Origin of the sequence: Streptomyces sp. NPDC059900, from assembly GCF_050270335.1 — a bacterium.
Classification (GTDB): Bacteria; Actinomycetota; Actinomycetes; order Streptomycetales; family Streptomycetaceae; genus Streptomyces.
Genome location: NZ_JBNNJZ010000229.1, coordinates 1 through 12626 on the forward strand (window position 1 = coordinate 1; position 12626 = coordinate 12626).

Annotated in this window: 14 protein-coding genes; 4 read left to right on the forward strand and 10 right to left on the reverse strand. The window is 70.0% G+C overall.

The window, feature by feature from the left end:
• The 9 genes from ACQKIP_RS25870 to ACQKIP_RS25910 all read right to left on the reverse strand — a co-directional run.
• On the reverse strand, nt 1–723 hold a 723-nt coding region (locus tag ACQKIP_RS25870; protein WP_427744214.1), incomplete at its 3' end, for a PQQ-binding-like beta-propeller repeat protein.
• Nucleotides 720–1268: a SigE family RNA polymerase sigma factor gene (locus ACQKIP_RS25875; RefSeq protein ID WP_365856008.1), complete on the reverse strand. Its 549-nt coding sequence runs from the start codon at nt 1266–1268 to the stop codon at nt 720–722. The genes ACQKIP_RS25870 and ACQKIP_RS25875, both read right to left, overlap by 4 nt.
• Before the next feature lie 116 nt (nt 1269–1384).
• Entirely contained in the window at nt 1385–1834 is a 450-nt protein-coding gene (locus ACQKIP_RS25880) for a response regulator (protein WP_365856006.1), read from the reverse strand.
• Complete coding sequence (locus ACQKIP_RS25885; RefSeq protein ID WP_365857070.1) at nt 1831–3372, reverse strand: sensor histidine kinase; 1542 nt, start codon at nt 3370–3372, stop codon at nt 1831–1833. The genes ACQKIP_RS25880 and ACQKIP_RS25885 overlap by 4 nt, the downstream gene beginning before the upstream one ends.
• Nucleotides 3373–3442: 70 nt before the next feature.
• Nucleotides 3443–4801: a PP2C family protein-serine/threonine phosphatase gene (locus ACQKIP_RS25890; RefSeq protein WP_427744219.1), complete on the reverse strand. Its 1359-nt coding sequence runs from the start codon at nt 4799–4801 to the stop codon at nt 3443–3445.
• 255 nt (nt 4802–5056) lie between these two features.
• Nucleotides 5057–5626, reverse strand: coding sequence for a DinB family protein (locus ACQKIP_RS25895; RefSeq protein ID WP_365856002.1), 570 nt, complete (start codon nt 5624–5626; stop codon nt 5057–5059).
• A gap of 125 nt (nt 5627–5751) precedes the next feature.
• Nucleotides 5752–6144, reverse strand: a complete 393-nt coding sequence (locus ACQKIP_RS25900; RefSeq protein ID WP_365856000.1) for a VOC family protein — start codon at nt 6142–6144, stop codon at nt 5752–5754.
• Nucleotides 6141–6434 carry an ArsR/SmtB family transcription factor gene (locus tag ACQKIP_RS25905; protein WP_365855998.1) on the reverse strand — a complete coding sequence of 98 codons (294 nt, stop codon included), beginning with the start codon at nt 6432–6434 and terminating at the stop codon, nt 6141–6143. Before ACQKIP_RS25905 ends, ACQKIP_RS25900 begins: the two co-directional genes overlap by 4 nt.
• Before the next feature lie 71 nt (nt 6435–6505).
• Nucleotides 6506–7321, reverse strand: coding sequence for an IclR family transcriptional regulator (locus ACQKIP_RS25910; RefSeq protein WP_365855996.1), 816 nt, complete (start codon nt 7319–7321; stop codon nt 6506–6508).
• 95 nt (nt 7322–7416) lie between these two features.
• Between ACQKIP_RS25910 and ACQKIP_RS25915 the strand changes: the two genes are divergently transcribed.
• The 4 genes from ACQKIP_RS25915 to ACQKIP_RS25930 are packed head-to-tail and all read left to right on the forward strand — an operon-like array spanning nt 7417 to nt 11674.
• A complete protein-coding gene (locus ACQKIP_RS25915) occupies nt 7417–8400 on the forward strand; it encodes a 5-dehydro-4-deoxyglucarate dehydratase (protein WP_365855994.1) in 984 nt (327 codons plus the stop codon).
• A 60-nt stretch (nt 8401–8460) separates the two neighbouring features.
• Nucleotides 8461–9798: a gluconate:H+ symporter gene (locus tag ACQKIP_RS25920; RefSeq protein WP_365855992.1), complete on the forward strand. Its 1338-nt coding sequence runs from the start codon at nt 8461–8463 to the stop codon at nt 9796–9798.
• 60 nt (nt 9799–9858) lie between these two features.
• Complete coding sequence (locus tag ACQKIP_RS25925) at nt 9859–11190, forward strand: enolase C-terminal domain-like protein (protein WP_365855990.1); 1332 nt, start codon at nt 9859–9861, stop codon at nt 11188–11190.
• Nucleotides 11191–11206: 16 nt separating this feature from the next.
• The gene (locus tag ACQKIP_RS25930; RefSeq protein ID WP_365855988.1) at nt 11207–11674 is read left to right on the forward strand and encodes an SAM-dependent methyltransferase; all 468 of its coding nucleotides are present in this window, start codon (nt 11207–11209) and stop codon (nt 11672–11674) included.
• Here ACQKIP_RS25930 and ACQKIP_RS25935 read toward each other — a convergent pair.
• Nucleotides 11664–12593, reverse strand: a complete 930-nt coding sequence (locus ACQKIP_RS25935) for a TetR/AcrR family transcriptional regulator C-terminal domain-containing protein (RefSeq protein WP_365855986.1) — start codon at nt 12591–12593, stop codon at nt 11664–11666. The two genes, ACQKIP_RS25930 and ACQKIP_RS25935, sit on opposite strands and share 11 nt — an antisense overlap.
• Nucleotides 12594–12626 lie beyond the last annotated feature (33 nt).

A 12626-nucleotide genomic window follows, 5' to 3' on the forward strand; every position in this document is an offset into this window, starting at 1 on the left:
GTTCAGCACCGCGCGTTCGCACGCGATGCCCTTCTTCCAGGTGTAGTGCCACTTCTCCTCGCCGGTGAGCGGGTCGAGGGCCGACATGGTGCGCAGCGACGGGGTGTTCGCGAAGACCGCGCCGTTGATGAGCATGACGGCCTGGTCGGTGCGGTCGTCCTGCGGCATCTTCTTCTTCCACAGCACGTCGCCGGATTCGGCGTCCACCGCCATCAGATCCGTACCGCCCATGTAGTCGCCGTTCGGCTGCTTCTTCGCGGTGTGGTTGCGATAGCCGTAGACCACACCGTCCCGTACGGCGAAGGGGTGGTCGATCCCGTCGCCCTCGCCGTTGACCTTGACGGCCCACAGCCGTTCGCCGGTGTTGGCGTCGAACTTCGCGGCGTCGTACTTGGACCCGGCGCAGTACAGCGCGGAGCCGTCCGCCAGACAGCCCCGCTCGGTGGCGCCAGGGGCCTCCTTCTGCCACGCCTTCCAGCCCTCGGGCGACGCAGCAGGGCGCACCGGCCGGTCCTGCCCGGCCCCCGCGCCGCCCCCGAATCCAAGCACCGCCCCCAGGGTGATCGCCGCAACTGCCACGGCAGCCCCCGCTGCCTGCGAGACACGGCGCCTGCCGCGCCGCCGTACCACCTGCTCGGCCAGATCGCCCGGCGCCCGTACCCGGTCCAGGGCGACCGCGTGCAGCGTCTCGCGGACCTTCTCCTCCACACGCTCCGTCGTCATCCCTGCATCTCCTTCGGCGAGTAGCTGAGCGGCTGCACCTGTGACGCGGGCCTCTCGGGCCCGAGCTCGGGCACCAGGCCCCGGAGCTTGGCCAGCGAGCGGTGCGCGGTGCTGCGCACCGTGCCGACCGGGCATCTCAGCAGCGCCGCTACCTCGGCCTCCGGCAGATCCTCGAAGTAGCGCAGCACGACCACGGCACGCTGCCGCTTCGTGAGGCGGCCGAGCGCCGCCCACAGCGCGATCCTCAGCTCGGATTCCGACTCGGCGCCCTGGCTGCCGGACTCGGGCAGTACGGGCACCGTCGTCTCGGCGCGGTGCCGGCGCAGCCGCCAGCGGTTGACCTGCTGGCGGTACATGATCTGGCGGACGTACGCCTCGGGCTGCTCGATGCGCGCCCAGCGTCCGTAGGCCTTCATCAGCGCGATCTGCAGCAGATCCTCCGCCGCATGCCGGTCCCCGCCGGTCAGCAGCACCGCGAGCCGCAGCAGCGCGGTAGAGCGCATCGCCACGAACTCGCGGAACTCGTCGTGATTTGAGGCCTCCATCGACCCTCCCCTTCTTGGCAACCATCACGACGCGATGGGCCGCCCGCTGCTATCCGCCGGCGGGCGAAATTGTGTGTTCACACCAAGAGGGGTCGCGGAAGGCGGAGATACCGGGCTCAGCCCTGGCGGCGCGGCAGGCGTACCACCTGGACGAAGAAGTCGTCGATCTGGCGTACCGCGGCGATGAACTGGTCGAGGTCGACCGGCTTGGTGACGTAGGCGTTGGCATGCAGTTTGTAGCTGCGCAGGATGTCCTCCTCCGCTGCCGACGTGGTCAGCACCACCACCGGGATGTCCTGGAGGTCCGGGTCCGACTTGATCTTCTCAAGTACCTGGCGACCGTCGTACTTGGGAAGGTTGAGGTCGAGCAGGATGAGATCGGGACGCGGCACTCCGGTGTGCTCACCGCGCTGGTAGAGGAAGTCGAGGGCTTCCTCGCCGTCGCGGACCACATGCAGGTTGTTGCGGATCTTGTTGTCCTCGAACGCCTCGCGCGTCATCAGCTCGTCGCCCGGGTCGTCCTCCACGAGGAGCACGTCGACGGGCGCGGCAGAAGGGGTGGTCATGTCAGGGCTTCTTCCTCGGTACGGGATTCGGTGTCCTCCGTGAGTTCGGCGCCGGAGGGCAGGGTGAAGCAGATACGGGTTCCGTCGGTGTGGCCGCTGTCGATCCAGATGTGGCCGCCGTGATGCTCGACGATCTTCTTGCACAGCGCGAGGCCGATGCCGGTGCCGCCGTAGGCGTCGCGGCCGTGCAGCCGCTGGAAGATGACGAAGACCTTCTCGGCGAACTCCTCGGGGATTCCGATGCCGTTGTCGGTGACGCAGAGGTTCCAGCTACCGGAACTCTCGTCCTCCTCGCAGGTGATCCGGATCCGCGGGGTGCGTTCGGGATGGCGGAACTTGACGGCGTTGCCGACGAGATTCTGCCAGAGCATGGTCAGGAGCGTCGGGTCGCCGACGATCTCGGGCAGGTGCCCGGGGCGTTCGATGAGCGCGTCGGTGTCCCGGACGGACGTGTCCAGGTTGGCAAGGGCCTTGGTGAGGGCCTGGTCGAGATCGACGGGGACCTGTGCGTCGTTGAGGCGCCCGACACGGGAGAAGGTCAGCAGGTCGTTGATGAGGATCTGCATGCGCTTGGCGCCGTCCACCGCGAAGTCGATGTACTGCTTGCCGCGGGCGTCGAGCGTTTCCCCGTACCGCTTCTCCAGGAGCTGGCAGAAGGAGGCGACCTTGCGCAGCGGCTCCTGCAGGTCGTGGGAGGCGACGTAGGCGAACTGCTCCAGCTCCGCGTTGGAGCGCCGCAGCTCCACGGCCTGGGCATCCAGCTCGGCCGCCTGCTGGGTCAGGATGTCCCGCCTGCGGCGTGAGGCTTCCAGTTCTTCTACGATCCGCTGGCGCATGCCTTCCACGTCTTTGGCCACCGCTTGGAGGTCCGCGGGACCGTCGATCGTGATGACGTGGTCGAAGTCGCCGCGTGCCACCTGCCGCGAGGAGACGCGCAGCGCGTCCAGGGGGCGGGCCACCAGCCTGCGCACCAGGAACGCCAGGGCGATGCCCGCCAGCAGGAAGACTCCCACCATGGTGCCGAGGACCACCGTGCGCACCGTGCGGGAGCTGTCCAACTCGTCCTTGCCGTCCTCGACGGCACGGGTCAGGTCGGTGTTCTGCGCGGCCCACACCGTGCGGATCTTGTCGAAGACCTCCTTGCCGCGCTCGGCGTTCTTCTCGGCGACGGTGCGCGGCTCGCCGGGCGTGACCTCGGACACCAGGGGTTCGGCGTACGCGCGCCGCCAGTCCGCTGCCTCGCGCTGGACGGCCTTGAGGTCCGCCATCAGCTGGGGCCGGTCGCCGATGAGGTCGCGCAGCCGGGCGGCGGCGCGGGCCTCGTCCTTCTTGCCCTTGGTGTAGGGGTCCAGGAACTGGCGGTCGGCGGTGATGGCGTAGCCCCGGACGCCGGTCTCCTGGTTCACCAGGGCGGCCTGGAGGCGGTATGTCTGCGTCTGGGCGGGCTGGAGGCGGTCGGTCAGCTGGTCGGTGACGTCCGCGGTCTGGCCCAGGAGCCGGGCACCGACCACGGCACCCGCCACGACCAGGAGCACCATCAGGGCCAGGACAAGCTGGATCCAGCCCTGCACCGTCAGCCGACGGCCGATCTTCGCACTGCTCGGCGTCTCAACCACGGCGTTGTTCTCCGATGCTGTTCTGGTGGCGGTCTTCGACACGGCGGCCCTCGGCCGCGGCGCTTGCCGAGTTGCCCTCTGTCACTGCGCTGTCCCCGGCCCTGTCCTTGCCCGCGTCACCGTCTTCGTCCCCGTCTGCGTCTGCGTCCCGGTCTCCGCGCCAGTGCAGGTGCACCACGGCCACGTCGTCGGCCAGGCCGCCCTGCGCCTCGGCGAGGTTCTCCGCCCGCTGTATCAGCGTGTCGACGAATGCCGCCGGGGTCAGTGCGCCCACCTCGCGCGCGAGGCCCAGCCGTCCCTCTTCGCCGAGACGCTCGCGGCCGTGGCCGGTATGCCCCTCGAAGAGGCCGTCGGTGAAGAGCACCAGCGCCGAGCCCGCGGGCAGCGGCACCTCCTCGACGGGCCAGAGTCGCATGCCGGGCGCGACACCGAGGGCCGGACCGCCCGCGACCTCCACCCATTCGACACCGCCGCCGGCGGTGCGCAGCAGGATGCCGGGATGCCCTGCACGCGTCAGCCTCGCATGCTGCGCCCCCGCCGGGACGGAAAGACTGGTGAGAGTGGCGAAGACGTACGGTTTGACCCGCTCCGCCAGCATGATCTCTTCGAGCCTGCCCACTTGTTCGGAGCCGGTGACACCGCTGAGCACCAGGGTGCGCCAGGCAATGCGCAGTGCTACACCGAGGGCCGCCTCGTCGGGTCCGTGCCCGGAGACGTCGCCTATGAGTGCGTGTACCGCGCCGTCCGCGCTCTGGACGATGTCGTAGAAGTCGCCGCCCAGCAGGGCCTGCGCGCGGCCCGGCCGGTAGCGGGCCACGACGTCCACGCCCGCGCCGCCGAGCAGCGGCCGGGGCAGCAGCCCCCGTTCGAGGCGGGCGTTCTCCTGCGCCTGCATCTGGCTGGCCTGCAGGGCGACGGCCGCCTGCTCGGCCTGCTTGCGCTGGATCGCATAGCGCACCGCCCGGCCGAAAAGCTCCGGTTCGACGCGGCCCTTGACGAGGTAGTCCTGGGCGCCCGCGGCCACGGCGGCAGAGCCGGTCTCCTCCTCGGCCAGGCCCGTGAGGACGACGACCGCGACCTGGTCGGCGAGGGAGCGGACCATGGACACGGCTTCAAGGCCGTGGGCGTCCGGCAGATGCAGGTCGAGCAGCACACAGTCGGGCACCGCGGAAGCCAGTGCCTCCCGCGCCTCGGCCATGGAGCGCACCCACTGCAGACGCATCTTCAGGGCGCTGTCGGCGACGAGTTCCTCCACCAGGAGCGCGTCACCGGGATCGTCCTCGACCAGCAGCACCGACGGCTGCGCCAGTTGGCGGGCCGCAGCAGTGTCGCTGTCGGCGGCCGAACGCATGCCGGAAGTCCATGGCTGTGACGCCACCGCTCTGCTCCCGCCTTCCCCACCCGGTAAGTCCGCCCGGCCGTTCGGCCGTTGCCGAAGGACGGCCCCTACGGGGAGTCTGCCCGCGGCAGCCGTATGACGGTATCCGGATCTTCGCACAACGCGCACATCGCCGGTAGCGAACCTATCGCGGGGCGCGGGCCCCGGTGGCGTTCACCGCGATTTGGCGGACGTCTCGGGCGGTGGAAGTGAGGACCCTCACTCTCGTTACTGGCCCACTCTGCCGTCGATGCACTCGCGCAACAGATCGGCTTGCCCGCAGTGACGGGCGTACTCCTCGATCCTGTGCACCAGCAGCTCCCGTACGGCGAACCCGTCCTTCCCCAGACGCTCCCCCAGGTCCGGGTGCCCGGCAAGCGCGGCGTCCGTCGCCGCCTGCTCGCGCGCCAGATCGGCGTACGCGGCATCGACCACGGCCTGCTCGCCGACGGCTCCGTCGAAGTCGGCGTCGCGCTTGCCGTACAGCTTGGGCAGCGGATCAGCCTCGCCGAGCCAATTGCGCCAGTCCCGCTCCACCTCGGCGAGGTGCCGCAGCAGGCCGAGCAGCGACATCGTCGACGGCGGGACCGAGCGGCGGGCCAGCTGCTCGGCGTCCAGGCCCTCGCACTTCATGCGCAGGGTCAGGCGGTAGTTGGTGAGGAAGTCCTGCAGCGTCGCCAGTTCGCCGTCCGGACTGACCCCGTCGCTGTTGCGGGGGTCCTTGTCCGGGTCGGCCCACATGTCGGGGTAGGTGGTGGCCTGGCTCCATCGATCAGGTTGGTCGCTCATGGGCGCCATGGTCGCGGCCGCACAGCCGCCGCGCCACCGACTTTTCACGCTGCGTGGCGCCGGGTTCCCGACCGGTGCGCCTTTTGCCGGGTATGCCCTTTTGCCGGGTGCACCCGCTTACTTGGTGTGCTCGCTTACTTCATGTGCTCGATCTGGATCAGGTTGCCACAGGTGTCGTCGAGGACCGCGGTGGTGACCGGGCCCATCTCCAGGGGCTCCTGGGTGAAGAACACCCCGAGCTCGCGCAGCCGCTTGAACTCGGCCTCCACGTCGCTCACGGCGAAAGCGGTGGCAGGGATGCCGTCCTCGACGAGCGCCGTCTTGTACGGCTGCACGGCGGGGTGGCCGGAGGGCTCCAGGAGCAACTGGGGGCCGTCGGGGTCCTCCGGGGAGACCACGGTCAGCCACCGGTCCCCGCCCTCGCCCATCGAGATGTCGTGCTTCTTCACGAAGCCGAGGACGTCGGTGTAGAACCGGGCGGCCTTCTCCTGGTCATCGACGAAGACGCTGGTCAGGTGGATCCTCATGAGGTGTTCTCCGGTGCGTCGGGCCTGAGCCATCGGGTCGCGATGCGCTCAAGGGGTTCGGTGTCGAGGTCGTGGAACTTGTAGCGGCCCTCGCGCCGCGAATGGACCAGGCCGGCGGATTCCAGCACGGCCAGGTGCTGGCTGATCGCCTGGCGGGACAGCCCCAGGCCGTGCTTGTTCATCAGCCGGGCGCATATCTCGAACAGCGTCTGGCCGTCCCGTTCCACCAGCTCGTCAAGGATGTGCCGCCGGGTGGGGTCGGCCAGCGCCTTGAACACATCTTCCGCCATGCCCCCCACCATAGGCAAGTCGCGACTTGCCTATCAAGTGATGGCCCGCCCATCGGGTGGCGCCTTGGCCGTCAGCGCCAGTCGGGGGCGCCCGAGACGGGCGACAGGAGGCTTTCGATCTTCGTCTGGATCTCCCGCATCACGGACACGACGCGGCTCTGGTGTGCGTCGGTGAGCCGGGCCACGGGCACCGAGCAGCTGATGGCGTCCACCGCCGGCGCCGCGTAGCGCAGGGCGAAGCCGAAGCCCGCGATGCCGGTCACCGTCTCCTCGCGGTCGATGGCGTAACCGCGCTCACGCACCCGCCCGAGGTCGGCGAGCAGGGCGGCGCGGTCGGTGTGCGTACTCTCCGTGAAGGCCGCCAACGGACCTTCGGGCAGCGGGAGTTCGGTGTCCGGGCGCTCGGCGAGGAGGGCCTTCCCGAGGGCCCCGGCGTGTGCGGGGACGCGGCGGCCGACCCGGCTGATGGTGCGCAGGTATTCATGGGACTCGCGGGTCGCGAGGTACACGACGTGCGGGCCGTCGAGCCGCGCCAGGTGGATCGTCTCGCCCAGGGCGCCCGAGGCCTCGTCGAGGTAGGGACGGATGGCGCGCACCCGCTCGTCGCCGTCGAGGTAGCTCGTGCCGGTGAGCAGCGTGCGGATCCCGATGCCGTAGAGGGAACCGGTGGTGTCCGTGCGCACCCAGCCGCAGTCGACCAGCGTCTGGAGGAGCTGGTACATGCTGCTGCGCGGGACGCCCAGCTCTTCGGCGAGTTCGTCCAGCCGGGCCGGCCGGTCGGCGCGCTCGGCGAGCAGTTCGAGGAGTGCCACGGTGCGCAGCGCCGACTTCACCCCGCGGACGCCCGGGCCCGGCGCGGCCTCGCGGTCCGTTCTGCTCTCCGCCATGTCGCCATCGTAGATCCGCGGCGCCTGCCCATTGACCCCGATCGTTCACGACTCTAGCCTCCATTCTCATACGTGGACGCCATCTGCATATAGAGATGAGATTCGTGAACGCGCTCAGCAGGAACAACCTCGGTACGCAGTCCCGGGACGTCGCCCGGCGGCTGCGGGAGGGCATGGCGCGCGGCGTGCTGTCCTTCCCGCTCACGAGCATGAGCAGCGACGGCAGCCTGGACCTGGAGTCCTACCGCGCCTACCTGGCCGCCCAGTTGGACACCCGGCCCGGCGCGGTCTTCCCCGCATGCGGAACCGGCGAGTTCTTCTCGCTCGACGAGGAGGAGTACCGCGCGGTCATCAGCGCCACGGTCGAGGTCGCCGACGGGCGTCTGCCGGTGGTGGCGGGCACCGGATACGGCTGGGCGCAGTCGCTGCGGTTCGCCCGCATCGCGCAGGAGGAGGGCGCCGACGCCCTCCTGGTGATGCCCCACTACCTGGTGGAGGCGTCACAGGACGGCCTGGTGGAACAGCTGCGCCGCATCGCCGCGGGCACCGGCCTGCCCCTCATCGCCTACCAGCGCGGCCAGGTCACCTTCGACGCCGCGGCACTGCGCGAGATCGCCGCGATCCCCACCGTCATCGGCCTCAAGGACGGGCACAGCGACCTCGACCGGCTCCAGCGCCTGACCCTGGCCGCCCCCGACGACTTCCTCTTCTTCAACGGCGCCGCCACCGCCGAGATCCAGGCCCGCGCCTACGCCACCGTCGGAGTCCCGGCCTACTCCTCCGCCGTGCACGCCTTCGCCCCCGAGATCGCCGACGCCTTCTTCACCGCGCTGCGGGAGCGGGACGACACGGCAGTGGACCGGCTCCTGCGCGAGTTCTACGTCCCGCTGGTCGAGCTGCGCGACCGGGCTCCGGGGTACGCCGTCGCGCTGGTCAAGGCTGCCGCCCGGCTGCGCGGTCTGCCGGTCGGCCCGGTGCGCGCGCCGCTGACCGATCCCGGACCGGACGACGTCGCCGACCTGGAGAGGGTCCTTGACGCGGGTCTTGGGCTGGTCCGGTCCGCGCGGCACCGGGCCTGACCCGTCGCACCTTCCCGGCGTCTGCACACGACTTGATCCACAGTTCAAAGGGGAACTGAAATGCCGCTCGTCGTAGTCGGGGTCAGCGTTTTGATCCTGCTGTTCCTCATGACCCGGTTGAAGCTGAACGGCTTCGCCGCCCTCCTGTTCGTCGCGGTCGGCGTCGCGCTCGTGCAGGGGATCCCGGTGGCCACCATCCCCGACGTCCTCTCGGAGGGCATCGGCGGCCAGATCGGCGACACGATGCTGGTCATCGGGCTCGGCGCCATGGTCGGCCGCGTCATGGGGGATTCCGGCGCCGCACAGCGCATCGCCAACAGGATGCTGGAGGCGTTCGGGCCGCGCTGGGTCCAAGTGGCCATGGTGGTCACGTCGATGCTCATCGGCGTCACCATGTTCTACGAGGTCGCCTTCATCATCATCGTGCCGATCGCGTTCACGCTGGTCCGCGTCACCGGGGCCAAGCTGCTGTGGATCGGCCTGCCGATGTCCATCACGCTCTCCACGATGCACAGCTTCCTGCCGCCGCACCCCGGCCCCACCGCCGTGGCCGCGACGTTCGACGCCTCCGTCGGACTGACCCTGCTCTACGGCCTGTTCATCGCGATACCCGCCGGCGCGCTGATCGCCCTCGTATGGCCGCGGCTTCCGTTCATCAGGGCGATGGACCCGTCCATTCCCAAGGGCCTGGTCAGCGAGCGCGAGTTCACCGACGAGGAGATGCCGGGCCTGGGCTGGGCGCTGGCCGTGGCGCTCTTCCCCGTCGTGCTGATCGCCGGTGCCTCGGTGACCGAGATGGCCGCCTCCGGCGAGAGTCCCTTCCTGCACTTCATCGCCTTCATCGGCTCGGCCCCGATCGCACTGCTCCTGACCCTCCTCCTGGCCATCTGGGCGTTCGGCCCGCGCATCGGCCGCAGCCTGGCCGACGTCAGCGCTTCCTGTACGTCGGCCGCCCAGGCCATGGCCATGATCCTGCTGGTGATCGGAGCGGGCGGCGCCTTCAAGAACGTCCTGGTCGAGGGCGGCATCTCCGACCACATCAAGGACACCACCCACGCCTGGGCCATCTCACCGCTCATCCTCGCCTGGCTCATCGCGGTGATCCTGCGCATCGCCCTCGGCTCCGCCACCGTCGCGGTCGTCACCGCCTCCGGCGTGGTGCTGCCGCTCCTGGCGGGCAGCGGCGTCCACCCCGAGATGCTCGTCCTCGCCGTCTCCTGCGGCTCGATCGCGTTCTCGCACGTCAACGACCCCGGATTCTGGCTGTTCAAGGAGTACTTCAACCTCTCCGTCATCGAGGCGATCAAGGTCCGCACCACCTATACGACGGTGCTCGCGATCCTCGGCCTCGGCGGCGTCCTCGCCGTGGAGTGGGCCCTGGACGTCCTCAGCCTCTGAGCCGCCGCCCGACCACCGCTGCGCCCTCCCCCGTCTCCCACACCCCGAGGAATCGTGATCATGAGCAGTCAGCCGACCGTCACCGCCTTCAGCGTCTACCCGGTCGCGGGCCGGGACTGCATGGAGCTGAACCTCTCCGGCGCCCACGGCCCCTACTTCACCCGCAACATCGTGGTCCTGACGGACTCGCAGGGCCGCACGGGCCTGGGTGAAGTACCGGGCGGCGAGAAGATCACCCGGACCCTGCGCGACGCCGAAGCTCTCGTCGTGGGGGCCCGCATCGGCGACTACAAGCGCGTCCTGCGCGAGATGGGCGACCGTTTCGCCGACCGGGACGCCGGCGGACGCGGCGCCCAGACCTTCGACCTGCGCACCGCGGTCCACGCCGTCACCGCCGTCGAGTCCGCGCTGCTCGACCTCCTGGGCCAGCATCTGGAGGTGCCCGTCGCGGCGCTGCTCGGCGACGGACAGCAGCGCGACTCCGTGCGCGTGCTCGGCTACCTCTTCTACGTCGGCGACCCCGACCGCACCGATCTCGACTACGTCCGCGAGCCGGAATCCCCCGTCGACTGGCATCGCATCCGCCACGAGGAGGCCCTGTCCCCCGAGGCGATCGTCCGGCAGGCCGAAGCCGCCTACGACCGCTACGGGTTCCGGGACTTCAAGCTCAAGGGCGGCGTCCTCGAGGGCGCGCAGGAGGTCGCCGCCGTACGGGCGCTGAAGGACCGCTTCCCGCAGGCCCGTATCACCCTCGACCCGAACGGCGCCTGGTCCCTGCGCGAGGCGATCGAGCTGTGCACACCCCTGACCGACGTTCTCGCCTATGCCGAGGACCCCTGCGGCGCCGAGGACGGCTACTCGGGCCGCGAGGTCCTCGCCGAGTTCCGCCGGGCGACGGGACTGCCGACCGCCACCAACATGGTCGCCACCGACTGGCGGCAGATGACCCACGCCCTGGCCCTCCAGTCGGTCTCCATCCCCCTCGCCGACCCGCACTTCTGGACCATGCAGGGCTCCGTACGCGTGGCGCAGCTGTGCAACGCGATGGGCCTGACCTGGGGCTGCCACTCCAACAACCACTTCGACATCTCCCTGGCCATGGTCACCCACTGCGGGGCCGCGGCCCCCGGCGACTACAACGCCCTGGACACGCACTGGATCTGGCAGGAGGGCCTGGAGCGCCTCACCACCGCCCCGCCGCGCATCGCCGGCGGGGAGATCGCCGTGCCCGACGCCCCCGGCCTGGGCATCGAGCTCGACATGGACCGCCTCCTGGCGGCACACGAGCTCTACCGGCAGAAGGCTCTGGGTGCGCGCGACGACGCCACCGGCATGCGCTACCTCATCCCCGACTGGCAATTCGACAACAAGCGCCCCTGCCTGGTCCGTTGAGAGATAGAACCGTGCCATGCAGAGCTTCGAGATCACACCGATAGGCATCGTCCGCAACGACCGCACCGATGTCCAGGACACGGACAACTGGGGTGCCGTCCGCAGCACCATCACCGTCGACGAGCGCTTCGGCGAGGCGTGCCTGCAAGGCCTGGAGGGCTTCTCGCACGTGGAGGTCCTCTTCGTCTTCGACCAGTTCCCGGATGACGGCGACTACCGCGAACCCCGCCCCTACCGCGGCCGCGCCGACCTCCCGCCGGTCGGCATCTTCGCCGGGCGCGGCCCCCGCAGGCCCAACCGCATCGGGGTCACGTCCTGCGCGGTCGAATCCGTCGACGGCCGCGAACTGACGGTGGTGGGCCTCGATGCGGTCTCCGGCACCCCAGTCATCGACCTGAAGCCGACGATGGAGGAGTTCCGCGCGGTGGACGTCAAGCAGCCGCAATGGGTCAGCGATCTGATGTCGGAGTACTTCAAGCCGTAGCCGGGCGGGAGGCCGTGCCGGGGCCCTGGATGAGGGCTTCGACCCCGTCCAGGAACCGTTCAAGCCCGAACTCGAAGAGCGTGCCCAGTTCGAGGTCGAAGTCCTCGTCGCCGAAGAGCGTGGACAGGACGGGATAGGCCCCCGCGCTCTGGATGGCGTCCATCCGCCCCTCGTTGGACGCCATCCACTCCTCGGGGGTCATGCCGGTGTCCTGCCGCGCCCGGGACTCCATCTCGATGGCCAGGGCGACGCCCTGGGCATAGCCGAGGACCGCCAGATGCACATGGATCATCTGGTACGGCGTGAGCCCGAGACCGCTCAGGACGGCAAGGACCCGTTCCGTGTACCGCATCGCATGCGGTGAGGCCATCGGCCGGGTCAGACCGGCCATGGCCCGCCCCAGCCAGGGATGACGCTCGTAAAGACGCCACAACCAGCGCGCCTCATGGGCCAGTTGCCCGCGCCAGCCGCGCGGCCGTGGCCCCGGCGGTTCCTCGCTGAACACCACCTCCGACATCAGCCGTACGAGTTCGCCCTTGCTCGGGACATGCCGGTACAGGGCCATGGTGGACGTGCCGAACTCGCCCGCGAGGCGGCGCATGGACAGCGCCGCCAGACCTTCCTCGTCGGCGAACGCGATCGCGGTGCGGATGATGCGCTCGCGGGTCAGCCCCTGGCCGGGTGCCACCCGCCGCTCCCGGCCCGGCTCCGCGACCACCGTGCCGACGCCGGGCACGGCGCGCACCAGTCCCTCCTGATTCAGGGCGGCCAGCGCCTTCGTCGCGGTCGCCATCGCGACGCCCCACTCCCGGGTGATGCACCGGGTCGAGGGCACAGGGTCACCGGGGGCGAGATCACCGGAGTCGATCCGGCGGCGGATGTCCCCGGCGATACGGAGATAGGGCGGGTCGGCAGCCATAACGACAGTGTACTAGTGCACTGGCCGCACAAG